28 protein-coding genes are annotated in these 22,218 nt (G+C 46.1%); 11 read left to right on the top strand and 17 right to left on the bottom strand.

Annotation, left to right across the window (positions count from 1 at the left end; translation table 11 throughout):
- Positions 1 to 229: 229 nt before the first annotated feature.
- Both rluA and VCHENC03_RS03075 read left to right on the top strand, forming a co-directional pair.
- Positions 230 to 982 carry a bifunctional tRNA pseudouridine(32) synthase/23S rRNA pseudouridine(746) synthase RluA gene (gene rluA / locus VCHENC03_RS03070; protein ID WP_009707641.1) on the top strand — a complete coding sequence of 251 codons (753 nt, stop codon included), beginning with the start codon at positions 230 to 232 and terminating at the stop codon, positions 980 to 982.
- A 32-nt stretch (positions 983 to 1,014) separates the two neighbouring features.
- Positions 1,015 to 1,977, top strand: coding sequence for a D-2-hydroxyacid dehydrogenase (locus tag VCHENC03_RS03075; protein WP_009707640.1), 963 nt, complete (start codon positions 1,015 to 1,017; stop codon positions 1,975 to 1,977).
- A gap of 65 nt (positions 1,978 to 2,042) precedes the next feature.
- Here the strand turns inward: VCHENC03_RS03075 and yjgA are convergent, their stop codons facing one another.
- Complete coding sequence (yjgA, locus tag VCHENC03_RS03080; protein ID WP_005442209.1) at positions 2,043 to 2,570, bottom strand: ribosome biogenesis factor YjgA; 528 nt, start codon at positions 2,568 to 2,570, stop codon at positions 2,043 to 2,045.
- A 110-nt stretch (positions 2,571 to 2,680) separates the two neighbouring features.
- Between yjgA and pmbA the strand changes: the two genes are divergently transcribed.
- Positions 2,681 to 4,024, top strand: a complete 1,344-nt coding sequence (gene pmbA / locus VCHENC03_RS03085) for a metalloprotease PmbA (protein ID WP_005442211.1) — start codon at positions 2,681 to 2,683, stop codon at positions 4,022 to 4,024.
- 83 nt (positions 4,025 to 4,107) lie between these two features.
- Here the strand turns inward: pmbA and mgtE are convergent, their stop codons facing one another.
- From mgtE to VCHENC03_RS03140, 11 genes are all read right to left on the bottom strand, one after another.
- Positions 4,108 to 5,463: a magnesium transporter gene (gene mgtE, locus VCHENC03_RS03090; RefSeq protein WP_005444378.1), complete on the bottom strand. Its 1,356-nt coding sequence runs from the start codon at positions 5,461 to 5,463 to the stop codon at positions 4,108 to 4,110.
- Between the two features lie 166 nt (positions 5,464 to 5,629).
- Positions 5,630 to 5,905, bottom strand: a complete 276-nt coding sequence (locus VCHENC03_RS03095; protein ID WP_005442213.1) for an HPr family phosphocarrier protein — start codon at positions 5,903 to 5,905, stop codon at positions 5,630 to 5,632.
- 2 nt (positions 5,906 to 5,907) lie between these two features.
- Positions 5,908 to 6,771 (bottom strand): RNase adapter RapZ, encoded by an 864-nt coding sequence (rapZ, locus tag VCHENC03_RS03100; RefSeq protein ID WP_005442214.1) that lies wholly within the window; start codon positions 6,769 to 6,771, stop codon positions 5,908 to 5,910.
- A 14-nt stretch (positions 6,772 to 6,785) separates the two neighbouring features.
- Positions 6,786 to 7,232, bottom strand: a complete 447-nt coding sequence (gene ptsN, locus VCHENC03_RS03105) for a PTS IIA-like nitrogen regulatory protein PtsN (protein WP_020195889.1) — start codon at positions 7,230 to 7,232, stop codon at positions 6,786 to 6,788.
- A gap of 2 nt (positions 7,233 to 7,234) precedes the next feature.
- A complete protein-coding gene (hpf, locus tag VCHENC03_RS03110) occupies positions 7,235 to 7,522 on the bottom strand; it encodes a ribosome hibernation promoting factor (protein WP_005432838.1) in 288 nt (95 codons plus the stop codon).
- A 24-nt stretch (positions 7,523 to 7,546) separates the two neighbouring features.
- On the bottom strand, positions 7,547 to 9,022 hold the full coding sequence (locus tag VCHENC03_RS03115) for an RNA polymerase factor sigma-54 (RefSeq protein WP_005442216.1): 1,476 nt from the start codon (positions 9,020 to 9,022) through the stop codon (positions 7,547 to 7,549).
- A 50-nt stretch (positions 9,023 to 9,072) separates the two neighbouring features.
- The gene (gene lptB / locus VCHENC03_RS03120; RefSeq protein ID WP_005432855.1) at positions 9,073 to 9,798 is read right to left on the bottom strand and encodes an LPS export ABC transporter ATP-binding protein; all 726 of its coding nucleotides are present in this window, start codon (positions 9,796 to 9,798) and stop codon (positions 9,073 to 9,075) included.
- A gap of 1 nt (position 9,799) precedes the next feature.
- The gene (gene lptA / locus VCHENC03_RS03125; RefSeq protein ID WP_005436379.1) at positions 9,800 to 10,294 is read right to left on the bottom strand and encodes a lipopolysaccharide transport periplasmic protein LptA; all 495 of its coding nucleotides are present in this window, start codon (positions 10,292 to 10,294) and stop codon (positions 9,800 to 9,802) included.
- Positions 10,275 to 10,838 carry an LPS export ABC transporter periplasmic protein LptC gene (gene lptC / locus VCHENC03_RS03130; protein WP_009707639.1) on the bottom strand — a complete coding sequence of 188 codons (564 nt, stop codon included), beginning with the start codon at positions 10,836 to 10,838 and terminating at the stop codon, positions 10,275 to 10,277. The genes lptA and lptC overlap by 20 nt, the downstream gene beginning before the upstream one ends.
- Positions 10,839 to 10,928: 90 nt before the next feature.
- Complete coding sequence (gene kdsD / locus VCHENC03_RS03135; RefSeq protein ID WP_009707638.1) at positions 10,929 to 11,900, bottom strand: arabinose-5-phosphate isomerase KdsD; 972 nt, start codon at positions 11,898 to 11,900, stop codon at positions 10,929 to 10,931.
- 35 nt (positions 11,901 to 11,935) lie between these two features.
- Complete coding sequence (locus tag VCHENC03_RS03140; protein WP_009707637.1) at positions 11,936 to 12,901, bottom strand: calcium/sodium antiporter; 966 nt, start codon at positions 12,899 to 12,901, stop codon at positions 11,936 to 11,938.
- A 399-nt stretch (positions 12,902 to 13,300) separates the two neighbouring features.
- Here VCHENC03_RS03140 and mlaF point away from each other — a divergent pair, with 399 nt between their 5' ends.
- The 8 genes from mlaF (at position 13,301) to VCHENC03_RS03180 (ending at position 18,753) form a co-directional block, all read left to right on the top strand.
- On the top strand, positions 13,301 to 14,104 hold the full coding sequence (gene mlaF, locus VCHENC03_RS03145; protein ID WP_009707636.1) for a phospholipid ABC transporter ATP-binding protein MlaF: 804 nt from the start codon (positions 13,301 to 13,303) through the stop codon (positions 14,102 to 14,104).
- The gene (gene mlaE / locus VCHENC03_RS03150) at positions 14,094 to 14,885 is read left to right on the top strand and encodes a lipid asymmetry maintenance ABC transporter permease subunit MlaE (RefSeq protein ID WP_009707635.1); all 792 of its coding nucleotides are present in this window, start codon (positions 14,094 to 14,096) and stop codon (positions 14,883 to 14,885) included. Before mlaF ends, mlaE begins: the two co-directional genes overlap by 11 nt.
- A gap of 2 nt (positions 14,886 to 14,887) precedes the next feature.
- The gene (mlaD, locus tag VCHENC03_RS03155) at positions 14,888 to 15,385 is read left to right on the top strand and encodes an outer membrane lipid asymmetry maintenance protein MlaD (protein ID WP_009707634.1); all 498 of its coding nucleotides are present in this window, start codon (positions 14,888 to 14,890) and stop codon (positions 15,383 to 15,385) included.
- 3 nt (positions 15,386 to 15,388) lie between these two features.
- A complete protein-coding gene (gene mlaC / locus VCHENC03_RS03160) occupies positions 15,389 to 16,027 on the top strand; it encodes a phospholipid-binding protein MlaC (protein ID WP_005436387.1) in 639 nt (212 codons plus the stop codon).
- Positions 16,027 to 16,347, top strand: coding sequence for an STAS domain-containing protein (locus VCHENC03_RS03165; protein WP_005436388.1), 321 nt, complete (start codon positions 16,027 to 16,029; stop codon positions 16,345 to 16,347). The genes mlaC and VCHENC03_RS03165 overlap by 1 nt, the downstream gene beginning before the upstream one ends.
- A gap of 3 nt (positions 16,348 to 16,350) precedes the next feature.
- Positions 16,351 to 16,605: a BolA family iron metabolism protein IbaG gene (gene ibaG, locus VCHENC03_RS03170; RefSeq protein WP_005432865.1), complete on the top strand. Its 255-nt coding sequence runs from the start codon at positions 16,351 to 16,353 to the stop codon at positions 16,603 to 16,605.
- A gap of 9 nt (positions 16,606 to 16,614) precedes the next feature.
- Entirely contained in the window at positions 16,615 to 17,880 is a 1,266-nt protein-coding gene (murA, locus tag VCHENC03_RS03175; RefSeq protein ID WP_005436390.1) for a UDP-N-acetylglucosamine 1-carboxyvinyltransferase, read from the top strand.
- A gap of 147 nt (positions 17,881 to 18,027) precedes the next feature.
- Positions 18,028 to 18,753 carry a 1-acylglycerol-3-phosphate O-acyltransferase gene (locus VCHENC03_RS03180; RefSeq protein WP_009707633.1) on the top strand — a complete coding sequence of 242 codons (726 nt, stop codon included), beginning with the start codon at positions 18,028 to 18,030 and terminating at the stop codon, positions 18,751 to 18,753.
- An 84-nt stretch (positions 18,754 to 18,837) separates the two neighbouring features.
- Here the strand turns inward: VCHENC03_RS03180 and VCHENC03_RS03185 are convergent, their stop codons facing one another.
- From VCHENC03_RS03185 to VCHENC03_RS03200, 5 genes are all read right to left on the bottom strand, one after another.
- On the bottom strand, positions 18,838 to 19,227 hold the full coding sequence (locus VCHENC03_RS03185) for a RidA family protein (protein WP_005432832.1): 390 nt from the start codon (positions 19,225 to 19,227) through the stop codon (positions 18,838 to 18,840).
- 166 nt (positions 19,228 to 19,393) lie between these two features.
- The gene (gene pyrI, locus VCHENC03_RS03190; RefSeq protein ID WP_009707632.1) at positions 19,394 to 19,855 is read right to left on the bottom strand and encodes an aspartate carbamoyltransferase regulatory subunit; all 462 of its coding nucleotides are present in this window, start codon (positions 19,853 to 19,855) and stop codon (positions 19,394 to 19,396) included.
- Positions 19,856 to 19,872: 17 nt separating this feature from the next.
- Positions 19,873 to 20,802 carry an aspartate carbamoyltransferase gene (pyrB, locus tag VCHENC03_RS03195; protein WP_005441998.1) on the bottom strand — a complete coding sequence of 310 codons (930 nt, stop codon included), beginning with the start codon at positions 20,800 to 20,802 and terminating at the stop codon, positions 19,873 to 19,875.
- 89 nt (positions 20,803 to 20,891) lie between these two features.
- The gene (locus VCHENC03_RS28185; RefSeq protein ID WP_005432831.1) at positions 20,892 to 21,017 is read right to left on the bottom strand and encodes a hypothetical protein; all 126 of its coding nucleotides are present in this window, start codon (positions 21,015 to 21,017) and stop codon (positions 20,892 to 20,894) included.
- A 69-nt stretch (positions 21,018 to 21,086) separates the two neighbouring features.
- On the bottom strand, positions 21,087 to 22,091 hold the full coding sequence (locus VCHENC03_RS03200) for an ornithine carbamoyltransferase (protein WP_009707631.1): 1,005 nt from the start codon (positions 22,089 to 22,091) through the stop codon (positions 21,087 to 21,089).
- Positions 22,092 to 22,218 lie beyond the last annotated feature (127 nt).

Raw genomic sequence — 22,218 nt, 5'->3', positions numbered from 1 at the left:
CTTTTTGTGTCAACTAGTGCTTATAAATAACATTACCGTTCAGCTTGTCAATTTATATTTACGAAGTGATTTTTTTAATTTTTCTCTTCGTTATTGACTTGGCTGTTTTTGTTATTTCTAAAAGTTATATCGATGGTAAAAAGAGGCAGGATTTAAGCGATTTTTCTGCATGCATCTTTGCATCTCTTGGGTATAATCAGCGCGTTTTTATTCTGTAGAGATCCAGCCCATGGCAATGCTTGAGTACAATCCACCAACCGACCCTTGGATTGATGTCGTTTTTGAAGATGAGCAAATTTTGGCGGTAAACAAGCCATCTGGTTTGCTTTCTGTGCCGGGGCGTCTTGCTGAGCATCATGACAGCATGTGGAGCCGCTTAGCCGAGCAATACCCTGACATTCAAGTTGTGCATCGCTTAGATATGTGCACTTCTGGCTTGATGGTGCTCGCTAAAAACAAACGTGCAGAAAGTGCGTTAAAAAAGCAGTTTCAATACCGATTAACGCATAAGATTTATTACGCGCGCGTTTGGGGACATTTAGAGCAAGAAGAAGGTGAAATCGATCTGCCGTTGATTTGTGATTGGCCGAATCGTCCATTGCAGAAAGTGTGCTTTGAAGATGGCAAACCTTCTAAGACGCTGTTCCAAGTAGCAAAGCGAGAAGAACATCCCGATGGTTCAAAGACGACGATTGTACGTTTGTTGCCGATCACTGGTCGCTCACACCAATTGCGTGTTCACATGCAAGCATTAGGTCACCCGATTGTGGGCGATGAGTTTTACGCAACTGAAGAAGCGAAAGCCTTCTCTGAGCGCCTTGAACTGCATGCCGCTGAGTTGAGCTTTTACCATCCGAAATGCCATTGGCTGCGCAGCATCTTTGTTCCTTGTGATTTTTACCCGGAAGCGGAAGCGATGATCTTTGACTATTTCGACCCAGCGCGTAAATTACCAGATTACAAAACACTGCCTCGCCCATAAATTCATCTTTAGGCAGTGAACAAGGAGTTGTTATGTCACTGCCTAAAGTGGTCTTCCTCGACCGCGCGACCATCCCCACTCAAATTCAAATACCTCGTCCAAGCTTTGCCCATGATTGGGTGGAATACGATCTGACTTCTTCTGAGAAAGTTGTTGAGCGTCTTGCTGATGCGGATATCGTGATCAGCAACAAGGTGGTGCTCGACCAATCTGTTCTCATTCAACTTCCTAACCTCAAGATGATTGCCGTCGCGGCAACGGGCTTTAATAACGTCGATATCAACTATTGCGCCGAGCACAATATCGCGGTTGCTAACGTGCGTGGCTATGCGACTCGGTCTGTACCAGAGCACGTTATCGCGATGCTGTTTGCCTTGCGTCGTAACTTGTTTGGTTATCATCAAGATATTGCTGCAGGTGAGTGGCAACGCAACAAGCAGTTCTGTTTCTTTACGCATCCGATTGGAGACGTCGCAGGCAGCACCTTAGGTGTGGTTGGCAGCGGCGCATTAGGTCAGGCAACGGCACAATTGGCAAAAGCATTGGGGATGAATGTGTTGTTTGCTGAGCGTAAAGGCGCAACGGAGTGCCGAGAAGGCTATGTTTCTTTTACCGAGATGTTGGAGCAAGCGGACGCTATCACTTTGCATTGTCCACTGAATGATGAAACACGTAATTTGATTGGCGAAGCCGAACTCAAGCTGATGAAGCCTACATCGATTTTGATTAATACCGGACGTGGCGGCTTGGTGGATGAACAAGCTTTAGTGGATAGCTTAAAACAAGGTGAGATTGCAGGGGCAGGGTTTGATGTCTTTACCCAAGAGCCAGCTGATGAGAGTAATCCGTTGATTGCCAATATGCACTTGCCGAATCTATTGCTGACACCACACGTCGCCTGGGGCAGTGACTCATCGATACAGCGTTTAGCTGAGATCTTGATTGAGAATATTAACGCCTTTGAACGTGGCGAAAACCTTAATCGTTTGGTGTAATGCCAGAAAATAGGAATGAAAAAAGCAGACACAAAGGTCTGCTTTTTGCTTTCTTAAACGTCGAATTAAATTTCTTCTTCTTCGTGCGCTTTTAGAATTTGGAAGATTTCGCGGTAAGATTTTGCTGGTTTACCGGCTTTCTTCTCTTTCGCTGCTTGGCGAGCAAGTTGGCGTAGACGCTGGCGATCCGCTTCTGGGTACAGTTCCATCACGTCATCAATCGCTTTATCGCCTTCTTCTACAACACGATCACGCAACGCCTCTAGCTTGTGCAGAGCGGCTGTCGCTTGTGAGTGCTTGTTGCGGACTTTGTCCAGTGCCGCTTGAATTGGCTCTGGATCTTCGTAACGCATTAACTTACCGATGCGTTGCAGTTGACGACGGCGTGCTTCGTTTTTAAAGCGCTGCGCATCAGCAATTGCTTCGCGTAGGTCTTCGCTCAATGGAAACTTTTCGAGAACTGCTGGCTTAAGGCCGACAAGCTCTTCGCCAAGCTTTTGCAGCTCTTCCATGTCTCGCTTCATCTCGGATTTACTTACCCAGATGATCTCTTCTTCTGGTTCCCATGGCGCTTTTTGATTCTTACGTGCCATTTCAGTTGCCTGTGTTTTGATTAATATTATGACTATTTTAACAAGAATCGTGGGGAGAAAGCGAAATTCTTGTTATTCTATTGTACATCGAATACATGATGTGAAAGACAATGGATATTAAACAGCAGGTTGCTGAGCAACGTACCGAGCTAGAACAAGCCGTTTCACGTGCACTAGAAATCGCTGCGGCGAAGTCTGATGCCGCTGAAGTCGCAATCACCAAGAGCACGGGTTTGAGTGTTTCCACTCGCATGGGTGACGTGGAAAACGTTGAATTCAACAGCGATGGCGCACTGGGCATTACTGTCTACCGTGGTCAACGCAAAGGCAGCGCTTCCACATCTGACTTGAGCGAAGCCGCTATTGAGCAAACGGTATTAGCGGCGCTAGACATTGCTCAATACACATCAGAAGACCCATTCGCAGGTCCCGCTCCAAAAGAATACATGGTGAAAGAGGTGCCTGACTTAGACCTTTTCCACCCAGACGCACCCGATCCAGATTACGCTGCACAAGTGGCGATTGCCGCTGAAAAAGAAGCGTTGAACTACAGCGATGCGATTAAGCAAAGCGATGGTGCGAGCTACGACAGTCACTACGGCGTAAAGGTTTACGGTAACAGCCACGGCTTGCTAGCAAGCTACGCATCGAGCCGTCATAGCACCAGCTGTTGTGTGATTGGTGTAGGTCAAAACGGTGAGATGGAACGCGATTACAGCTACACCGTTGCTCGCCATCGTGACGATCTTTGGTCACCAGAAATGGTCGGCCGCAAAGCGGCAGAGAAAACCATCAGCCGCCTTGATGCGCAAAAGCTTAAGACAGGCAAATACCCAGTAATGTTTGCTGCGGACGTAGCGACAGGCTTGATTGGTCACCTAGTGATGGCTATCAGCGGTGGCAACCTGTACCGCAAGTCTTCTTTCCTATTGGATCATCTTGGTAAGCAAGTATTGCCAGAGTGGTTCAACATTTCTGAGCGTCCACACGTACTACGTGGTCTGGCTTCAAGCCCATTTGATAGCGAAGGTGTATACACACAAGATCGTGAAATCATCACTGATGGTGTATTGGCTACTTACTTGTTAACCAGCTATGCGGCTCGCAAGATGAAGATGGATCCAACAGGTCACGCTGGTGGTATCCACAACTGGTACGTAAATTCTACCGGTCAGAACTTCGAGCAAATGCTGAAAGAGCTGGGCACGGGGTTACTGGTAACCGAAACCATGGGTCAAGGCGTGAACGTTGTGACTGGCGATTACTCTCGCGGTGCAGCTGGTTTCTGGGTTGAGAACGGTGAAATCCAATACCCAGTGTCTGAAATTACCATCGCGGGTAACCTGAAAGATATGTTCAACCAGATTGTTGCTGTGGGCAGCGACGTAGAAACACGTTCGCAAATCCAAACCGGTTCAATCTTACTGGATACTATGAAGGTTGCTGGTGAATAAGCTTGCTAACCGCTAGATACAAAAAAGCCTGATGTGTTCATCAGGCTTTTTTATTGCTCGTTATCTATAGGTCATTACTGATATTAAATCATTAAGGTTGCGAGACCGAGGAAGACCGACAGACCGATTACATCAGTCACGGTCGTTAGTGCCATACCACCAGCGAGGGCTGGGTCAATGTTCATTTTCTTCAGTAGGATTGGAATGGTAACGCCCGCAATACCTGCCACAAGCAGGTTGGTTAGCATGGCTGCAGAGATAATCCCGCCAAGCATCCAGTTACCTTTCCAAGCAACCACAATACCACCGATGATCAGCGCCCACATGATGCCGTTTAGCAAGCCGATGGCGGCTTCTTTCATCAAGAGTTCGCGTTTGTTCGAGTCACCGATATGACCGAGCGCTAAGCCACGGATAACAAGCGCTACGGTTTGGTTACCGGCCACACCACCCATGGAAGGCACGATGGTCATCAAAACGGCAATCGCGGCCATTTGATCAAGCGTGGCTTCGAACATGTTGGAGACAGAAGCAGCGGCTAGTGCAGCAAGTACGTTGGCACCTAACCAGATACTACGTTTACGCGCTGATTTAACTACCGGAGCGAAGGTATCTTCGTCGTCATCCATACCTGCCATACTCATCATTGAGTGTTCGGCATCTTCACGGATAACGTCGACCACGTCATCGATGGTGATACGACCGACGAGGTGCTGATTTTCATCGACAACAGGAGCTGAAACCCAGTTACGACGTTCAAACAGGCTTGCTACGTCGGAGTCACTGGTGTCTACTGTAATTGCATCATCGGCGTCTTCCATGACTTCACTGACTTTGACATCAGGCTGCGTCGTGATCAAAGTTGTGATAGGCAGTTCACCAATCAGTTTGCTGTCATCATCTATCACGTACAGTGCATCGGTCGCTTCGGGTAGTTCGCCTTTCATGCGTAGGTAACGCAGGACTACGTCGACATCAACGTCACCACGAATGGTGATTACGTCGGTGTTCATCAGTCCACCTGCGGTATCCTCAGGGTAGGATAGGGCGGTTTCCACGCGCAGACGATCGGCAGAGTCCATCTGGGAAAGAACTTCGCGTGAGACGTCGTCAGGCAAGCTACGCAGTACGTAAGCCACGTCATCGGTGTCCATGCCTTCTGTCGCTTCTGCAAGCGCTTCAGGAGCCATTTTGGACACAAGGCTGTCTTTAACGTCTTCGTTTAGCTCGTCAAGAATCTCACCGTAATCTTCTGGGTCGGTAAGTTGCCAAAGAACCTCACGACTTTTACGCGGAGAGGCTTCTAAAAGGTGGGCAATATCCTCAGGCTCCATGTCCTGAAGTTGGCGACGAACATGGACGAAGCGGCCGTTTTCCAGCGCTTCAGTGACTTCTTGGAGGGCTTGGTGAGCTTGGTCGAATTCTATTTGCTCTGCCATTCATTCCTCCCAATTCCTGATATTTACAATGCTTTGAATAATAACTTAATTCTAGGCACCTTTTAATAACAACTTATGAAAGTCGACAAAATTATTTATCGGAATTTAAGTAGGAGGTGAAACTTATGTGGGATATCTGGCTAGAGATAATAAAAAAGCGAGTGAATCACTCGCCTTCATCAAACTTATCTTCAATCAAATGACAAACCGCATCAAGGGCTTGCTCAGATTGATCGCCAGTGGCGTGGATAGTCACGTATTGTCCTTGGGCGGATTCCAGCATCAACAGCCCCATGACGCTGTCTGCGGTCGCGGTTTTGTCTTCTTCGTTGTCGATGGTGATTACTGCATCGAAGCTTTGCGCCAGTTCTACCAGTTTAACCGCAGCACGGGCGTGCAAGCCTAAGCGGTTTTGGATCAATACTTTACGACTTATTTCCACCGTTATTCCTTAACGTTCTTTTCCAATGAAGTGTGGCGAATTTGTACTTGATGGCCTTTGTCAGCGAAGAACTCACCGATTTTTTGAGTGAGATAAACCGAGCGATGTTTACCACCAGTACAACCAATCGCAACTGTGAGGTAGCTACGGTTGTTTTTCTCTAGCAGTGGTAACCAAGTCTCAATGAAACTCTCAATTTGGTATTTAAGATCAAGTACAGACTGGTGTTGTTCTAGGAAAGCACCGATGGGCGCATCTAAGCCAGTCAGCGGGCGCAATGCCGGTTCCCAATGTGGGTTTGGCAAGAAGCGTACATCGAACACGTAATCGGCATCAGAAGGAAGGCCGTATTTGAAACCGAATGATTCAAACACCATGACTAAGTCTTTACGATCACGACCTTGAACGCGCATACGGATCGTTTCGCTGAGATCATGCAAAGATTGACCGCTGCTGTTCAGCACTAAATCAGCGTGCGCTTTAAGTGGCATTAAGATCTCTTGTTCAAGCTCAATGGCCTGATCAAGCGATAATGACTGACTACCAAGCGATAACGGGTGAATCCGTCGCGTTTCACTGTAGCGAGTAAGGAGCGTTTCTTTATTCGCGTCTAAGAACAGTACTGTCACATCCAGTTCAGCTTTCAGCTTCTCTAGGGTGGTGTTCAGTTCTTTGAGTTTCTTAGGAATGTTTCGAATATCAATGCTTACTGCAACGTTCTGTTTGCTCTCTGATACGGATTGAACAAACGCGTCAAGCAAGTTTACTGGTAGGTTGTCTACACAGTAATACCCCAAGTCTTCTAGTACGCGCAGGGCAACACTCTTCCCGGCACCGGAATGCCCGCTAACAACGATTAATCGCATGGTGATCGTCCTGATTACTGATGAATCATAATGTCGTAGAGTTCTTCATCACTCTGAGCGTTACGCAGGCTCTTCAGCACTTGCTTGTTGCTCAGGCGTTCTGCCATAGAGGATAGTGTTTTGAGGTGCTCTTTGCACTGTTCTTCTGGAACAAGAAGAGCAAAAAGAAGGTCGACAGGTCGGTTGTCGATAGCATCAAACTCAATCGCCTCGTCACATTGCAGTAATACGGCGATGGCTTTGTCGCTAGATTGCATTCTTGCGTGAGGGATAGCAATACCGTTGCCGATACCTGTACTACCCATTTTTTCTCTGCTGAGCATACACTCAAACAGTTCTGTAGAATCTTGACCCGTGTTCTCAGCAACAATTTGGCTGATCATCTCTAGGGCACGTTTCTTACTTGTACAATGGACTGCACTTTTGGTGCAGTCCAGTGACAGTATCTCGCTCAATTGCATGATTAATGACTGTTTAGTTTTTCTTTGTGCTTGTTAAGTTGACGAACTAATTTATCCACCAGCGAATCAATTGCTGCATACATACTTTCGTCGTTCGATGACGCGTGGATTTCGCCCTGATTGATGTGGAGCGTAGCTTCCGCTATTTGGTTGAGTTTTTCAACTTTTAGTACGACTTGGACTTGGTTAATGTGGTCGAAGAACCTTTCGAGCTTCTGAAACTTAGATTGAACATAGTCTTGCATTGAATCGGTAAGATCAACGTGATGGCCTTGAATATTGATTTGCATAGACTTTCCTTTTCAGTTGGTGCCTTAAAGTAGGCGTTTACGCTGACTTGAAGGGGCGATACCCAAGGATTCGCGATATTTCGCTATCGTTCGTCTCGCGACTTGAATCCCTTGGTCAGCCAGAAGAGCAGCAATCTTGCTATCACTTAGTGGTTTAGCGGTATTCTCCGCTGCGACCAGTTTCTTGATAAGAGCACGAATTGCTGTGGACGAACATTCTCCACCATTGTCTGTACTAACATGGCTAGAGAAGAAGTACTTCAATTCAAAAATGCCACGTGGGGTATGCATAAACTTCTGTGTTGTCACACGAGAGATTGTCGATTCATGCATGTCCACATCCAATGCTACATCGTTTAGTACCATTGGTTTCATGGCTTCTTCACCATACTCGAAGAAATCTTGTTGATGTTCAACAATACATCTTGCAACTTTGAGAAGCGTCTCGTTTCTGCTTTCTAGGCTCTTAATCAGCCATTTTGCCTCTTGCAAATTGCTGCGAATGTACTGGCTATCCGCACTGTTGCCTTTGCCTAGTTGCGCATATTGTTGATTTACTTTTAGTTTCGGAATGCTGTCAGGGTTAATGGATACGGTCCACTTACCATGATCTTTAAATACAGACACATCCGGAATGACGTATTCAGTGTCATCAGGTGTGATACGGCTGCCTGGGCGAGGGTCAAGTTGTTGAATCAACTTCAATACTTCACGCAGATCAGCTTCTTTAAGCTTAGTCTCTTTGATAACAAGCTTGTAGTCGCGATTACCAAGGTGATCGATATGATCGCTAAGAATCATCTTCGCTTCAGCAAGCCATGGCGTGTCTTCAGGGAATGTCGCCAGTTGCAGTAGCAAGCACTCTTGTAGATTGCGAGAAGCAACGCCAAGTGGGTCAAACTGCTGAATACGCTTACGTACTGCTTCTACTTCATCCAATTCCACTTCTTCGTTGTCGAAGCTCTCGTGAATTTCTTCAGGAGAAAGGGTTAGGTAGCCGTAGTCGTCGATAGCATCGATGATCGCGAGGGCAATGGTGCGGTCGGTTTCACTGAAAGGTGTTAAATCTAACTGCCACATAAGGTAATCATGCAGCGACTCGGTAGTTTCACCTTGGTAGACAGGCATGTCGTCATCAAGCGCTAGGCCTGTGCTGCCGGTGTTTGCGCTGTAAACGTCATCCCAAGTGGTATCGATTTCTAGCTCAGAGCTGATTTCTGATTTCTCAATCACATCTGAACTGTCTGGCAGATCGGGCTCTGAGGCATCGTTGGCTTCGTTCGCACTGTTATCAGCAGATTCAGACGCTGATTTGTCTTCACCGTTTGCTTGAGGTTCTTCGTGGCCTTCTTCAACTTCCAGTAGCGGGTTGGAGTCCAACGCTTCTTGGATTTCTTGTTGAAGATCGAGCGTCGACAATTGCAACAAACGAATCGCTTGCTGCAGCTGCGGCGTCATGGCTAACTGTTGACCTAGCTTGAGTTGTAATGAAGGTTTCATTCAGTGTTACTTACCTTGTAATGCTCAGAATCTTACCGTTCCTAATGTAATCATAGACGGAATTGTTCGCCGAGATAAACTTGTTTCACCTGCTCGTTATTGAGAACTTCATCCGGAGTTCCCGATGCAATTAGGTGTCCTTGGCTTACGATATAGGCTTTTTCACAAACGTCCAAGGTTTCGCGAACGTTATGGTCAGTGATTAACACGCCAAGGCCGCGATCGCGCAAGTGTTCAATGATTTTTTTGATGTCGTTAACCGAAATTGGGTCAACACCCGCGAATGGTTCATCCAACAAAATGAATTGAGGGTTAGCGGCCAGTGCTCGAGCGATCTCTACGCGGCGGCGCTCACCACCCGATAGTGCCATACCCGCACTGGTGCGTATGTGCTGTATGTGGAATTCTTCCAATAAATCTTCAAGCTTATCTTGGCGTTCTTCTCGAGTAAGCTCTTGGCGAGTCTCGAGAACGGCCATGATGTTGTCTTCTACTGACAGCTTACGGAAGATCGACGCTTCTTGTGGTAGGTAGCCAATACCTAAACGAGAGCGGCTGTGCATCGGAAGGATACTGATATCTTGATTGTCGATAGTAATGGTGCCTTCATCACGTGGCACCAAACCCACAATCATGTAAAACGATGTGGTTTTACCCGCACCGTTTGGGCCCAAAAGACCAACAATTTGGCCAGACTCTACTTCGAGACTTACATCGGTAACGACCTTGCGCTTTTTGTAGCTCTTCGCAAGGTTCTTTGCGCTCAGTACTGCCATATTAGTTCTCGATTTGGTTCGGTTGTAGGATGGTGGTTACGCGCTCATCCTTCGAGCTGTCAGCGACGAGCTTCTGTTGACCAATTTGGTAACGGATCGACGAACCTTTGATGGTATTACCGTCTTGTGCTAGTTGCGCTTGGCCTTTCATGGTCAGTTCATCAGTAGAGATTCGGTAGTCTAACTCAGTTGCTTGACCACTGAGTGTTTTGCCATCGTCCATCAACTGAGAAAACTTCGCAGGTTTGCCAAAAGCTTGGATCTGCTTAATGGACTCAGTCTTAGGATCGCGAGTCACAACGATTCTGTCAGCATCGATATTGATGCTACCTTGCTTAAGCGACACATCACCTTTAAAGATCACCTGGTTACTCTTCATATCCACCTGTTGGGTGTCTGAATTGATGTAAACCGGCTGTTGAGTATCCGACTTAAGTGCTAACGCTTGTGGCGCTGCTAAAACCAATGCCAATAGGCTAAGGTGTAACGGTTTCATATCGACCTTGAACTTCATCAGTCAGAGTCGCAGTGTGAGCTTTTAAGTTGCCCTGCATTGCGCCTCCGGTAGTTTCAAATTGCGGTCCAACCAACATCACTTGTTGATCGGCTTTAAAATCACGATTGCTTAGATTGATGACCAGTTTGTCTGTTGCCATGGTGTCGAAACTCGCATCAGGCAATAGATTCTGCATAAGTACTTTGTCGTACAAGGTCAGAATTTGGTCTTCATCTAGTACTGCTCTTGTTGCAGTAACTTTCCACTCCACAACGCTACCTTCGCGGTAAACCATAAGCGTTGGGCTTTTAAAAATCGTGTCTCCACTCTTGGCATAATGATCCAAGTTAGTAGAACGGATGATGTAACTGCGGACACCATTTTCACCATAGGTGATGTTTTCTAGTCCAGTACCACTGAACATAGGCAGTTCTAAATTTGGTGCTACTTGGATATCTTCATTACCTTTTGGCGTGAGTAGGTAATAACCACACCAAGCGACAACAAAAACCAAGAGCAAATAAATAAGGCGAGTAAAACTCATAAAATAAAGGCCTTTATCTTAGCTCAGTACTTCCCTGACCATTGCCTTAATCTGTTAAATCAATTCGTTAAGTCTTTTGGGGGCGTGATCTTACATCACGCCTGCTTTAAGTAAATCATGCATATTCAGTGCGCCAACAATTTTATTGTCATCGCACAAGATCAGAGCATTGATGTTCTTGTGTTGCATTAAGTTTAGCCCTTCCACTGCCAGCATTTCTGGGGGCGCGGTGGTAGGGTTCTTCGTCATTACGTCACCGATCGCTGTGGTATGGATATCAATGCGTTTGTCCAGAGTACGGCGCAAATCACCATCGGTGAATATACCAAGCATAGCATCGTGCTCATCGACAATAGCGGTCATACCCAAGCCTTTTTCCGAAATCTCGAGTAAGGCGTCACGAATCAGAGCATCCGGTGATACTTTTGGTAGTGCATTACCGAAGTGCATTATATCAGACAGCTTAAGCAGCAATTTTCTTCCCAGTGCACCGCCAGGATGCGACAAGGCAAAGTCTTCTGCTGAAAAACCACGAGCTTGTAATAGCGCAACCGCAAGGGCATCGCCCATTACTAACGTCGCTGTTGTGCTGCTTGTCGGAGCAAGGCCCAGCGGACAAGCTTCTTTAGGGACTGTAATTTGCAAATGCAGATCGGACAGTTTCGCCATATTTGATTCTGGCTTGCCTGTCATGCTGATGATTTTGATGTTCAGGCGCTTCAAAACTGGGAATAGAGACAAAATCTCATGAGACTCTCCCGAGTTTGAAATCGCAATAACAATGTCACCAGCGCTGATCATGCCTAGGTCACCATGTGCAGCTTCGCCAGGGTGAACGAAAAATGCCGAAGTTCCAGTGCTTGCAAGGGTCGCAGCAATTTTGTTGCCGATATGACCTGATTTGCCCATGCCCATTACGACAACTTTGCCGTTATTGGAAAGAATCAATTCGCAAGCTTGTTCAAACTGCGCGTCAAAGTATTGGTCAAGTTGTTGTAAGGCCGTTACTTCGATATCGAGAACTTGTTTAGCAGCAGCGCGAAAATCAAATTGAGTGGACATATCAGTGCTCCAATTTGTCTTTACTTATTATGTTATTAAGCGGCCATGTTTGCGAATAGGTACACTTGGTAAGCCAAGAAACACACAAACAGGATGCCACCTTCAAGGCGGTTAATGCTGCGTGATTTGCCAAGACACATCGCTACTAAGAGTAGAGATACACCCAGCATCACCCAGAAGTCACGACCCATTGCGTACTCGCTCAAGGTTGAAGGGTTAATGATGCCTGGTAGGCCCATTACCGCAAGAATATTGAATACGTTTGAGCCGATGATGTTACCCACAGCCATGTCGTCTTCGCCTTTTAGAACGCCAGCAAGAGATGCGGCAAGCTCAGGAAGACTAGTACCAATGGCAATGATGGTTAGGCCGATAACGAGATCACTCATACCGAAGTATTTAGCAATAACCACGGCGTTATCAACCAGCATGCTTGCTGCCAAAGGAAGCAGTATCAAGCCAATCACTACCCACATAACGGCTTTTGAGTTGCTCACACCGTCTGGAACTTCAGACTCTTGCTCATCAACGAAAGCATCGCCCGCTTTTTGTTCTTTGCGGCTGATTTGCAGCATGGCAAATAAGAAGCCACCAAACAAAACAAACAGCAGTACACCTTCGTAGAAACCTAGATGACTGTCCCAAAGTAAAATACCCGCTAGAACCGTCACTGCTATCATCAAAGGCAGTTCACGACGAATAACGGCAGAACTGATAGAAAGTGGTTTAATTAGTGCAGTAATACCTAGGATCAGAGCGATGTTGGCAATGTTTGAACCCAGAACGTTACCTACAGCAGTGTCGGTTTTGCCATCCCATGCTGCAGTCGCAGAAACCATCATTTCTGGCGCTGAAGAGCCCATTGCTAGAATGGTCATACCGATCACTAGAGGTGAAATACCGACGTTGCGGGCCAGAGCGGCAGAACCAAAAACAAGTTTATCTGCACTCCAAACAAGTAAAACAAGACCGACGATAAGCAACGCTACGGCTTCGAGCATGATGATTCCTAAGTAATAAAATAAGTGAAATGAGTAACCGCTAATTTTGACCTTTTGCGGCCAAAAATGGAAGATAAACAACAAATAAATTAAAGGTTAGTAACGAAATTGTGTTTAATTGTTGCTCATATACTCGTCGTTTAGAATACGGTTAATCTGGCATGGGATATAAACACCTTCCTTTCATTTCGTCATATTTTATGAAGGTTTGCTTGAATTTCGCAGGCTTTATTTAATTGAACAGTGCTTTTAATTAACGTTCAATGTGCTTATGATTGCAGCCTAATAAGTGTACCGAAGTCACTTTAGGATATTCTCGACGTAATATCTTGAAAACAATCGGGGTTGAGTTGGATTGCAACTCTGTGAGAACCGCTCACAAACAGTAGAAGAGATAGTATGTCGAACAACGATTTAGTTACCGTTAACAATCTCACTTTTTCACGCGGCGAACGCAAGATCTTCGATGGTGTTGATTTGCATGTGCCAAAAGGAAAAGTGACCGCCATTATGGGGCCGTCAGGGATTGGTAAAACGACACTGCTGCGCCTGATAGGCGGGCAGCTTTATCCTGAGCAAGGAGAGATCTGGTTTGATGGCGACAATATCCCATCACTATCTCGCAAAAAGCTTTATCACGCTCGAAAGAAGATGAGCATGTTATTTCAGTCGGGTGCTTTGTTTACTGATTTGAACGTGTTCGACAACGTGGCGTTTCCTTTACGTGAACACACAGAACTTTCTGAAGAATTCATCCGTACCATGGTGCTGCTAAAGCTTGAGGCTGTTGGCTTACGTGGTGCAGCAAAGCTGATGCCTAGCGAATTATCTGGTGGTATGGCGCGACGTGCTGCGTTAGCACGTGCAATTGCGCTTGATCCAGACCTCATCATGTACGATGAACCGTTTGTAGGGCAGGATCCAATCACCATGGGTGTGCTGGTTGAATTGATCAGTAACCTTAACCGAGCATTAGGCGTGACTTCTATTGTCGTTTCCCATGATGTGCCAGAAGTGATGAGTATTGCCGATTGGGTTTACTTGATGGCTGACGGCAAAGTGATTGCCTTTGGTTCCCCTCAAGAACTGAGAGACAACCAAGACCCTCGCGTTCAGCAATTCTTAAAAGGTGAAGCTGATGGGCCAGTGCCATTCCGCTTCCCTGCTCAAAGTATCGAAAAGGACTTATTTGATGGCCGATAGCTTTATTCAATTTGTCGCTTCTCTGGGAAGACGTACGCTCGACATCTGTGAAGCATTTGGTCGCGCGACTTTAATGCTCATTGGCGCCTTGGTGACTCGCCCTCAGCCGATAAAAAACTTTCCGTTACTGATTAAACAGCTTTACTCGGTTGGCGTACAGTCATTGGCGATTATCGTCGTTTCGGGCTTGTTTATTGGTATGGTACTTAGTCTGCAAGGCTATGTTGTGCTGGTGGACTATGGTGCAGAAGGTAGCCTTGGTCAAATGGTGGCTCTATCGTTGCTACGTGAACTTGGCCCTGTTGTTACGGCGCTTTTGTTTGCTGGCCGTGCTGGCTCTGCTCTAACAGCAGAAATCGGACTCATGAAAGCAACGGAGCAGCTTTCTAGTATGGAAATGATGGCTGTTGATCCACTAAAACGTGTTATCGCACCGCGTTTTTGGGCTGGGGCTATCTCAATGCCATTATTAGCTATGATCTTTATGGCAGTTGGTATCTGGGGCGCTCAGCTTGTTGGTGTGGACTGGAAAGGCGTAGACCACGGCAGCTTCTGGGCTGCGATGCAATCTTCGGTTGAATTAGGTCAAGATATCGGTAACAGCATGATCAAATGTATTGTGTTCGCGATTACCGTTACTTGGATCGCTCTATTTAATGGCTATGACGCTATTCCAACTTCGGAAGGGATCAGCCGAGCAACGACGCGCACTGTTGTGCATTCTTCTTTAGCAGTACTGGGACTAGACTTTGTACTGACCGCATTGATGTTTGGGAATTAATCATGCAACAAACACGTAAAACAGAATTATGGGTTGGCAGCTTTGTATTAGCAGGAATTTGCGCGATTCTTGTGATGATTTTTCAGGTTGCTGACGTAAAAGGCATTGGCTCTGGCAATACTTACACCCTGAAAGCCGAGTTCGATAATATTGGTAGTTTGAAAGTTCGCTCTCCAGTGAAAGTTGGTGGCGTTGTTATCGGTCGTGTAAGTAACATTACACTTAACCCTGATAGCCTATTACCGGTCGTGAGCTTGTCGATTAACAGCCAGTATAACCAGTTCCCAGAAACGTCTAGTGTGCAAATTTTGACATCAGGATTGATTGGTGAGCAGTACATTGGCTTGGTTCCGGGCTTTGTTTTTGACGATGAAGAAATGCTTGTTGATGGTGATACCATCGAAGACACCAAATCTGCATTAGTATTAGAAGACCTGATTGGTCAGGTACTGTACAGCATTGGTGGCTCAGGCGATTCTGGTGACACGAGTAAGGAATAACCCATGTTTTCTAGACTATTACTTTCATTCGTAGCAGCGTTTACTGCTTTTGGCGCAGTGGCAGCTGAAGTAGATAAAACTCAGCCATATTCAATGATGAAGCAGGTTGCTGAAGTGACCTTTGAGCGTCTGAAAAACGAGCAACCGCAAATCAAACAAGATCCAAACTTGCTCAAAACTATTGTTGAAGAAGAGCTGATGCCTTACGTCAACGATCGCTATGCGGCATTGAAACTGCTTGGTCCAAACTTGAAAGGGGCGAAGCGTGAAGATGTGGGTGAATTCATCACAGCATTCCGTGCTTATTTGGTGACTTCATACGCGCAAGTGTTAACACAATATACGGATCAGCAAATTGAATTTGGTCCTGAGCCAAAACTGGACCCTTCTAAGCGTATTACGAGTATCAAAGTCGATATTATTGACGCGCCGCGTCCAAATATCAAACTTGAGTTCAAACTGCGTAAAGATAAGAAAACCGGTGAATGGTTAGCATTCGACATGGTTGCAGAAGGTATTAGCTTACTATCGAGCAAGCAATCAGAGTGGAATACTCAGATTCGCCAAGACGGTATTCTTGCGGTCGCAAAAGATTTAGAGAAACTGGCAGCACAGCCAATTCGCTTCGAGGCAGCAAAGTAATGGCGCAGTCTCATTCTCAGTGGCATTTACAAACAGACATTCTTAAGCTTACAGGGGCGCTGGATCGCGATACAGTGCCCGCATTGTGGGCGGTGGCACAGCAATGGCAACCTTCTCAAACCGAGCTAGAATGCTCGCTCCAAGAGATTGAACGCATTGACTCTGCGGGAATGGTGATGTTAATCCACTTATTAGAGCATGCAAAAAAGCAAAACTGTCATATAATGCTCAGTTTCGTGCCGGCGCAATTGCGCACTTTGTTTCAGCTGAGCAACGTTGAATCTTTAGTGGCCAAACATATACAGAATTATCAGGGGTAAATTGTGGATAGCGCAAAAGTACAACAGTTACTAGAAGAAGCACTAAACCTTCAAGAAGTGCATGTAAAAGGTGAAGGTAGCCACTATGAGGTGGTTGCTGTTGATGCTTGTTTCGATGGAATGAGCCGCGTTAAGAAGCAGCAGTTAATTTACGGTCCTCTGATGGATTACATCCAGCGTAACGACATTCACGCGCTATCGATCAAAGCGTTCACTCCAGAAGAGTGGGCTCGTGATAAGAAGCTAATGTCGCTTTAAGGTTTATTGATGGAAAAGTTTCGAGTTATTGGGTCAGATAAACCACTGGTTGGTGAAGTGACCATTTCAGGTGCAAAAAACGCAGCACTGCCGATTTTATTTGCGTCTATCTTGGCGGAAGAGCCTGTAGAAGTGGCGAACGTGCCACACCTTCGTGATATCGACACAACCATGGAACTGCTTAAGCGTCTTGGCGCAAAAGTAAGCCGTAATGGTTCCGTTCATGTCGATCCAAGCAGTATCAACGAATACTGTGCTCCTTACGATTTAGTAAAAACCATGCGTGCATCTATTTGGGCGCTTGGTCCTCTTGTAGCTCGATTTGGCCAAGGTCAGGTGTCTCTACCTGGCGGTTGTGCTATCGGTGCTCGTCCTGTTGATCTACACATTACTGGTCTAGAACAGCTTGGCGCAACTATCACACTAGAAGATGGTTACGTGAAAGCAGAAGTCGATGGTCGCCTTAAAGGCGCGCACATCGTGATGGACAAAGTGAGTGTTGGTGCAACGATCACTATCATGTGTGCAGCAGCGCTTGCTGAAGGCACAACAACGCTAGACAACGCAGCGCGTGAGCCTGAAATCGTTGATACAGCTGATTTCCTAAACACACTTGGCGCAAAAATCTCTGGTGCGGGTACAGATACCATCACTATCGAAGGTGTTGAGCGTCTAGGTGGTGGTAAGCACAGCGTTGTGGCTGACCGTATCGAAACCGGTACCTTCCTAGTTGCAGCAGCGGTTTCTGGCGGCAAAGTTGTATGTCGCAACACTAATGCACATCTGCTAGAAGCTGTACTGGCTAAGCTAGAAGAAGCGGGCGCCTTAGTAGAAACTGGTGAAGACTGGATTTCTGTTGATATGACTGACCGTGAACTGAAAGCAGTAAGCATTCGCACGGCTCCGCACCCAGGTTTCCCTACTGACATGCAGGCGCAATTCACGCTATTGAACATGATGGCGAAAGGCGGCGGCGTCATCACTGAAACTATCTTTGAAAACCGTTTCATGCACGTACCTGAATTGATGCGTATGGGCGCGAAAGCAGATATTGAAGGTAATACGGTTATCTGTGGCGACGTAGATTCTCTAAGTGGCGCACAAGTGATGGCAACGGACCTAAGAGCTTCGGCAAGTTTGGTGATCGCAGGTTGTATCGCAAAAGGTGAAACCATCGTTGATCGCATCTACCACATCGACCGCGGTTACGACAAAATCGAAAATAAACTGTCTGCACTTGGCGCAAATATTGAGCGTGTGAGTGAGGCAGGTTAAACTGCATCGCAGTTGACCTAGATATGAAGAGAGCCGAAACTCAGGTTTCGGCTTTTTTATATCGCGCTTTCTGTCATAGTTCATGACTATGTTCAAAGAGACAATAATAGCTGTAGCTGGCGCAAAGCCGGTTCCTGGAGAACAACAATGATTGCACTGTTACGTGTATTTGCTGTCGCAATTTTCGCAATTGTGATGTTTATTGGCGGTTGCGGTTACTGCCTACTAAGCCCTCGAAACCCTAAGCACGTGTTCACCTTTGGTCGTCTATTCGGCAAGATGTCGCGCGTCTTTGGTATCAAGCTTGAGCTGCGTCTTCCGGAAGATGCGTACTCTCGCGGTCAGCATGTTTACATTGCTAACCACCAAAACAACTGGGACCTTTTCACTGTCTCTTCTGCAGTAACACCAAAAGTTGTAACGGTAGGTAAAAAGAGCCTAGCGTGGATGCCGTTGTTTGGTCAGCTTTACTGGTTAACAGGTAACATCTTGATTGACCGTGCAAACCGCTCTAAAGCAAAAGGCACTATCGACCAAGTCGTGGACAGCATCAAAAACAGTGATGTTTCAGTATGGATGTTCCCAGAAGGTACACGTTCACGCGGCCGTGGTTTACTGCCATTTAAAACCGGTGCATTCCATGCGGCTATCGGTGCAGAAGTGCCAATCATTCCAATCGTGTGTAGCTCTACCGATCACATCAAATTGAACCGTTGGAATAACGGTCATGTGATCATTGAGATGCTACCACCAGTTAGCTCTGAAGGTTACGGCAAAGAAGGCGTACGTGAGTTAGCGAATGTTTGTCGCGAGCAAATGAAAGAGAAGTTGGCAGAGTTGGATGAAGAAGTGAAACAGCGCAACGCCGCTTAAGTTTTACTGTGACTTTATCGCCAAAGACAATAAAAAACGGGTAGCCTGAGCTACCCGTTTTTTTATGCTTGTCAGTAAGTGCAATTATTTGCGAACTGCAATTGCTTCAATCTCGATACCTACATCTTTAGGTAGACGAGCTACTTCTACACAAGAACGCGCAGGGTAGTTTGCTACTTCGTGCTCATCGAAGAACTTACCGTAAACTTCGTTCACTGTACCGAAGTCGTTTAGGTCTTTCACGAATACTGTCATTTTAACGATGTCAGTCACTTTAAGGCCTGATGCTTCAACAACAGCTTTTACGTTCTCTAGAGATTGACGAGCTTGCTCTGCGATGTCTGCAGACACTTCACCTGTCGCTGGGTTTACTGGGATTTGGCCAGAAGTTAGAACCATGTTGCCTAGATCTACGCCTTGAACGTAAGGACCGATTGCTGCTGGTGCAGACTCAGTGTGAAGTACTTTCGTCATTTGAATTGTTCCATCTGTTTAGGGGGAATAAAGAGTTTGCTCAAGTATCTTGAGCGTTCTTAAGAAGAATCAGTTTGCCTTTAAACATGAAGCACGTAAAGAGCAAAATACCCCGCATTAGCGGGGTATCAGTCAATTTATCGTTAGCAAGAATCGAAGCGAGAAATTAACGCTCAGTCACGATCTCACGTGCGAATACTTTCTCACAGTATTTACACTTCAGACGGATTTCTTCCTTCTTCTCGAACACTTGGAAGCTGCTTGCAACCGGCTCGTTGTGGGTAATGCAGTTAGTGTTTGGGCATTCAAACACGTTTTTAACTTGCTCTGGTAGCTCCAGCGCTAGCTTCTTCACAACTTCGTAGTTTTCGATTTGGTTTACTGTCGCGTGTGGTGCGTAAAGTGCCAGCTTGTTTGCCTGCTCTTCGTTGATGAACACGTTCTCAATCTTCAGCAAGTCTTTATGACCGAGTGCTGATGAAGGTAGGTTCAGACCGATAGTTACGCGTTGAGAAGAGTTGTGCATATCGAAAAGCTTCAGCACCTTAATACCAATTTGTGCTGGAATGTGGTCGATTACTGTGCCGTTTTTGATTGCTTCAACCTGCAATTGAGTTTCTTTAGCCATGTCTTTTTCTCCCTCGATTACAGTGTTTCGTTAAGAACCAGTGCCAACAACGCTTGGCGTGCGTAAACACCGTTTTCTGCTTGTTGGAAGTAGTAAGCGTGTGGTGTGACGTCGACGTCTGTGGTGATTTCATCCACACGTGGTAGTGGGTGTAGTACTTTCAAGTTCTCACGCGCACCTTCTAGTAGTGCCGCTGTTAGGATGTAAGCTGACTTGATGTGCGCGTATTCAGATTCATCGAAACGCTCTTTCTGTACGCGAGTCATGTACAGAATATCCAGCTCAGGAATCACGCTTTCCATATCTGTGTGCAGGCTGTACTGGATACCTGCTTCATCTAGTTCTTCGCATAGGTAATCTGGCATCGCAAGTGCTTCTGGTGCAACGAAGAAGAAACGGATGTTATTGAACTTCGCCAATGCTTGCGTCAATGAGTGTACGGTGCGGCCGTATTTTAGGTCACCAACGAACGCAACGTTCAGGTTGTCTAGACGACCTTGTGTTTCCGCGATGGTGTATAGGTCGAGTAGCGTTTGCGTTGGGTGTTGGTTTGCGCCATCACCAGCGTTGATAACTGGTACGCCGTTAGAGAACTCAGACGCCAAGCGCGCTGCGCCTTCTTGAGGGTGACGCATCACGAATGCATCGACGTAAGAAGAGATAACTTGAACTGAGTCAGACAGCGTCTCGCCTTTTTTCGCCAGAGAGGTGTTACCACCGTTATCAAAACCAATAACATCGCCACCGATACGTTGAATCGCTGTTTCGAATGACAGACGAGTACGTGTGGATGGCTCAAAGAAACAGCTCGCTACAACCTTGTTTTTAATCAGTTCTGGACGAGGTTCCTTTTTTAGCTGACCTGCAGTTTCTACAATCAGTTCCAGTTCTTCACGTGAAAGCTCTGGAATAGAGATGATGTGCTTCTGGTAAAGCGAGTTCGCCATGATCTTCTTCCCTATAACAGTGGTGACTATCCCCAAAATTACCCTGATGGAATTTTGGACATAAAAAAACCTCCCCAATTGGGGAGGTTTTAAAATTCAATAGAATTAACGAAAATAACAGCACGTAAGCGTAGTCGCTTAGCTAGAGCAAATCGCGTTTTTACGTCAGCAATCGGCGTGGTCATTTCGTAATCCTCAGACAAATTGCCGAGCATTATACGCTTAACTTTCGTGAGCGCAAGCGATTACATCATGGTTTTTGTTACCATTTTTAATGCTTTGGTTTAGCTGCCTAAGGTTGCCACCATCACGGCTTTAATCGTGTGCATGCGGTTTTCGGCTTCGTCGAAGACGATAGAGTATTCAGACTCAAATACCTCTTCGGTGACTTCAAGCCCTTTCATTCCGTATTTCTCTGCTACCTCTTTACCCACAGTCGTTTCATCGTTGTGGAAGGCTGGCAGACAGTGCATGAACTTCACGTGAGGGTTACCCGTTTGCTTAATCACATCCATATTGATTTGGTAAGGTGTCATCAGAGCAACACGCTCATCCCACGCTTCTGCCGACTCACCCATCGACACCCAAACGTCGGTATATAAGAAGTCACAACCTTTAACGCCTTCTTCAACGTTCTCAGTCAGCGTGATTTTCGCGCCGGTTTGTTGAGCAATTTCTTGGCAAGTTGCCACTAATGTTTCTTCTGGCCAGAACGCTTTTGGCGCTACAAGGCGGATGTCCATGCCCATTTTTGCTGCGCCAACCATGAGTGAATTACCCATGTTATTGCGAGCATCACCAAGGTAAGCAAACGTCATCTCATGCAGTTGTTTCCCACGTCCGTGCTCTTGCATGGTCAGGAAGTCTGCAAGGATTTGAGTAGGGTGGAACTCATCCGTTAAACCGTTCCAGACAGGTACACCAGCATAAGTACCAAGCTCTTCAACAATGGATTGACCAAAGCCACGGTATTCGATGCCATCGTACATACGACCAAGAACACGAGCGGTGTCTTTCATCGATTCTTTATGACCGATCTGTGAGCCAGAAGGACCGATGTAAGAGACTTGAGCGCCTTGGTCAAAGGCCGCGACTTCAAACGCACATCGGGTACGAGTAGAAGATTTCTCAAAGATTAGTGCGATGTTTTTACCTTGAAGTTTCTTCTGCTCTGTTCCTGCATATTTAGCTTTTTTCAGCTCTGCAGACAGTTCGAGCAAAAACTGGATCTCTTTGGTTGAGAAGTCCAATAGTTTCAAAAAGTTGCGATTACGTAGATTGAAAGCCATAGCTCGTCCCTTAGGTCGTTTGGTTGATAAAGAATAAAAGCATTAAAACATATAAATGCTTTTATTGTGAATAATTATTTTAATTAAAAACAAAAAAAGGTTGATGCATTCACATCAACCTTAGTCT

Source organism: Vibrio sp. HENC-03 (assembly GCF_000305755.2).
Taxonomy (GTDB): Bacteria; Pseudomonadota; Gammaproteobacteria; order Enterobacterales; family Vibrionaceae; genus Vibrio; species Vibrio owensii.
This window is presented reverse-complemented; position numbering and strand designations above follow the sequence as displayed.

Excerpts from the sequence above, each read along its gene's own strand:
- rluA (WP_009707641.1), top strand. The coding sequence starts at position 230 with ATGGCAATGCTTGAGTACAATCCACCAACCGACCCTTGGATTGATGTC.
- VCHENC03_RS03075 (WP_009707640.1), top strand. The coding sequence starts at position 1,015 with ATGTCACTGCCTAAAGTGGTCTTCCTCGACCGCGCGACCATCCCCACT.
- yjgA (WP_005442209.1), bottom strand. The coding sequence starts at position 2,570 with ATGGCACGTAAGAATCAAAAAGCGCCATGGGAACCAGAAGAAGAGATC.
- pmbA (WP_005442211.1), top strand. The coding sequence starts at position 2,681 with ATGGATATTAAACAGCAGGTTGCTGAGCAACGTACCGAGCTAGAACAA.
- mgtE (WP_005444378.1), bottom strand. The coding sequence starts at position 5,463 with ATGGCAGAGCAAATAGAATTCGACCAAGCTCACCAAGCCCTCCAAGAA.
- rapZ (WP_005442214.1), bottom strand. The coding sequence starts at position 6,771 with ATGCGATTAATCGTTGTTAGCGGGCATTCCGGTGCCGGGAAGAGTGTT.
- ptsN (WP_020195889.1), bottom strand. The coding sequence starts at position 7,232 with ATGCAATTGAGCGAGATACTGTCACTGGACTGCACCAAAAGTGCAGTC.
- hpf (WP_005432838.1), bottom strand. The coding sequence starts at position 7,522 with ATGCAAATCAATATTCAAGGCCATCACGTTGATCTTACCGATTCAATG.
- VCHENC03_RS03115 (WP_005442216.1), bottom strand. The coding sequence starts at position 9,022 with ATGAAACCTTCATTACAACTCAAGCTAGGTCAACAGTTAGCCATGACG.
- lptB (WP_005432855.1), bottom strand. The coding sequence starts at position 9,798 with ATGGCAGTACTGAGCGCAAAGAACCTTGCGAAGAGCTACAAAAAGCGC.
- lptA (WP_005436379.1), bottom strand. The coding sequence starts at position 10,294 with ATGAAACCGTTACACCTTAGCCTATTGGCATTGGTTTTAGCAGCGCCA.
- lptC (WP_009707639.1), bottom strand. The coding sequence starts at position 10,838 with ATGAGTTTTACTCGCCTTATTTATTTGCTCTTGGTTTTTGTTGTCGCT.
- kdsD (WP_009707638.1), bottom strand. The coding sequence starts at position 11,900 with ATGTCCACTCAATTTGATTTTCGCGCTGCTGCTAAACAAGTTCTCGAT.
- VCHENC03_RS03140 (WP_009707637.1), bottom strand. The coding sequence starts at position 12,901 with ATGCTCGAAGCCGTAGCGTTGCTTATCGTCGGTCTTGTTTTACTTGTT.
- mlaF (WP_009707636.1), top strand. The coding sequence starts at position 13,301 with ATGTCGAACAACGATTTAGTTACCGTTAACAATCTCACTTTTTCACGC.
- mlaE (WP_009707635.1), top strand. The coding sequence starts at position 14,094 with ATGGCCGATAGCTTTATTCAATTTGTCGCTTCTCTGGGAAGACGTACG.
- mlaD (WP_009707634.1), top strand. The coding sequence starts at position 14,888 with ATGCAACAAACACGTAAAACAGAATTATGGGTTGGCAGCTTTGTATTA.
- mlaC (WP_005436387.1), top strand. The coding sequence starts at position 15,389 with ATGTTTTCTAGACTATTACTTTCATTCGTAGCAGCGTTTACTGCTTTT.
- VCHENC03_RS03165 (WP_005436388.1), top strand. The coding sequence starts at position 16,027 with ATGGCGCAGTCTCATTCTCAGTGGCATTTACAAACAGACATTCTTAAG.
- murA (WP_005436390.1), top strand. The coding sequence starts at position 16,615 with ATGGAAAAGTTTCGAGTTATTGGGTCAGATAAACCACTGGTTGGTGAA.
- VCHENC03_RS03180 (WP_009707633.1), top strand. The coding sequence starts at position 18,028 with ATGATTGCACTGTTACGTGTATTTGCTGTCGCAATTTTCGCAATTGTG.
- VCHENC03_RS03185 (WP_005432832.1), bottom strand. The coding sequence starts at position 19,227 with ATGACGAAAGTACTTCACACTGAGTCTGCACCAGCAGCAATCGGTCCT.
- pyrI (WP_009707632.1), bottom strand. The coding sequence starts at position 19,855 with ATGGCTAAAGAAACTCAATTGCAGGTTGAAGCAATCAAAAACGGCACA.
- pyrB (WP_005441998.1), bottom strand. The coding sequence starts at position 20,802 with ATGGCGAACTCGCTTTACCAGAAGCACATCATCTCTATTCCAGAGCTT.
- VCHENC03_RS28185 (WP_005432831.1), bottom strand. The coding sequence starts at position 21,017 with ATGCTCGGCAATTTGTCTGAGGATTACGAAATGACCACGCCGATTGCT.
- VCHENC03_RS03200 (WP_009707631.1), bottom strand. The coding sequence starts at position 22,091 with ATGGCTTTCAATCTACGTAATCGCAACTTTTTGAAACTATTGGACTTC.